Source organism: Allobosea sp. TAB14 (assembly GCF_052113865.1).
Lineage (GTDB): Bacteria > Pseudomonadota > Alphaproteobacteria > Rhizobiales > Beijerinckiaceae > Allobosea > Allobosea spartocytisi.
Map to the genome: position 1 here is coordinate 1 of NZ_JBFRDQ010000339.1, position 1,976 is coordinate 1,976.

A 1,976-nucleotide genomic window follows, 5' to 3' on the forward strand; every position below is an offset into this window, starting at 1 on the left:
ACCAGGGCGAGCGAAAGGAAACGGCGCAGCACCGAATGCACGGGCGTGACGGCGGCGGGGGCAAGCGCAGGAGCGGCCATCAGTAATGCACCTTCTTGTCCAGCGCGAAGGTCTGCACGGCCGAGAAGACGAGGATGAAGGCGAGGAAGATGAAGGTCAGCGCCGCGGCATAGCCGGTGTGGAAATACTGAAAGCCCTCGAGATAGATGTTGTAGAGCAGCACCTCGGTCGACCCGACCGGGCCGCCGCGCGTCATCACCGCCACCGTGTCGAAGATCTTGAAGGCGGTGATCATCGTGGTGACCAGGACGAACATCGTGGTCGGCCCGAGCAGCGGCCAGGTGATGGTCAGGAAGCGGTCGATCCCGCTGGAGCAGCCGTCGATGTCGGCGGCCTCGTAGAGATCGCGCGGGATTGCGGTCAGCCCGGCCAGGAACAGGATCATGTTGAAGCCGATGAGCTGCCAGATGCCGATCACGGCGAGCGTCGCCAGTGCGGTCGAGGGTTCGCTGAGGAAGGCGATCGGGCCGATGCCGAGCCATTTCAGCAGGCCGTTGACCGGGCCGAGCGACGGATGGAGCAGGAACTGCCAGACGGTCGCCATGGCGATCAGGGTCGAGGTCACCGGCAGGAAATAGACCACCTCGTAGAAGGAGCGCGTGCGCTTGCGCCGATGCACCAGCACGGCAATCAGCAAGGCGCCGAACACGCCGCCGGGCACGACGATGGCGACATAAAGCAGCGTGTTGACGAGCGAGCGCCGGATGATCGGATCGGCCAGCGCCTTCTGGAAATTGGCTAGGCCAACCCAGTCCATGTCGACGCCGCCGAACTCGTAGTTCGTCAGGCTGAGCCATAGCAGGACAGCGAGCGGCAGCAGGATCGTCAGCAGGAGCAGGACGAAGGCCGGTAGCGCGAAGCCGAGCCCGGTGACACGCTCGATCCAGAGCCTGCGGCGCGCGGCGGGGGCAAGGCCGGCCGGGGCGGAGAGGGCGAGCGTCATGCCCCGGCCCTCAGTGGCACGACGGAGGCGGTCGCAGCACCGGGGCTGCGTGGCTCGATGCGCTCGCCATCGGCGGCAAAAACATGGGCTGCGGCCTCGTCGAAGCAGAGCGTGACCTCGGCGGTCTCGTTGACACCGGCGGCTACGGTCGGCGTCGCGCGCATCGTCACGCCGGTTGCATCGCGCCCGGCGAGGTCGAAATGCAGGATGTATTCGGAGCCGAGATTCTCCTTGCGCCGCAGTCGGGCCGAAAACCAGGCGCGCCCGCTGCCGGGCTCGCCCTGGACCAGCGAGAGGGCCTCGGAGCGGATGCCGAGCGTTACGGCCTGTCCTTGCGCCAGCGGGACGCCGAGCGCCAGGGGCCGGCCGAAGAGTTCGAGGCGGCCGCCGTTTGTAACCGTCGCCGGTAGCAGGTTGATCGCCGGGCTGCCGATGAATTGCGCGACCTTGAGCGAGGCCGGCTTCTCGTAGAGCTGCGAGGGCGTGCCGAGCTGCAGCACGGAGCCTGAATCCATCATCGCGACGCGGTCGGACATCGTCATCGCCTCGACCTGGTCGTGCGTGACATAGATGAAGGTCGCGCCGAGGCGCTTGTGCAGTTCGGCCAGCTCCGTGCGCATATGGACGCGCAGCTTGGCGTCGAGATTCGAGAGCGGCTCGTCCATCAGGAAGACGTCGGGGTTGCGCACCATCGCGCGACCGAGCGCGACGCGCTGGCGCTGCCCGCCGGAAAGCTGGGCCGGTTTGCGGGCGAGCAGATGGTCAAGCTGGAGCTGTGTCGCCACTGCCGCGACATCGGCCTCGATGCCGCGCATCACGGTTCGGCGCAGGGCGGAGAGCTGTCGCAGCAGCGGCAGGCGCTGCCAGAGCCTGAGCCGCGACATCGTCAGCGGCAGGGCGATGTTCGCGCCGACGCTCATATGCGGATAGAGCGCGTAGGACTGGAAGACCATGGCGACGCGCCGCTCATGCG

General features: G+C 67.2%; 2 protein-coding genes. Both read right to left on the minus strand.

The annotated features are described in order from the left end of the window. Window positions 1-79: 79 nt before the first annotated feature. Window positions 80-1,003: a carbohydrate ABC transporter permease gene (locus tag AB4Y99_RS27385; RefSeq protein ID WP_429066573.1), complete on the minus strand. Its 924-nt coding sequence runs from the start codon at window positions 1,001-1,003 to the stop codon at window positions 80-82. Next, a partial coding sequence (locus AB4Y99_RS27390; RefSeq protein WP_441525563.1) for an ABC transporter ATP-binding protein occupies window positions 1,000-1,976 on the minus strand: 977 nt, incomplete at its 5' end. The genes AB4Y99_RS27385 and AB4Y99_RS27390, both read right to left, overlap by 4 nt.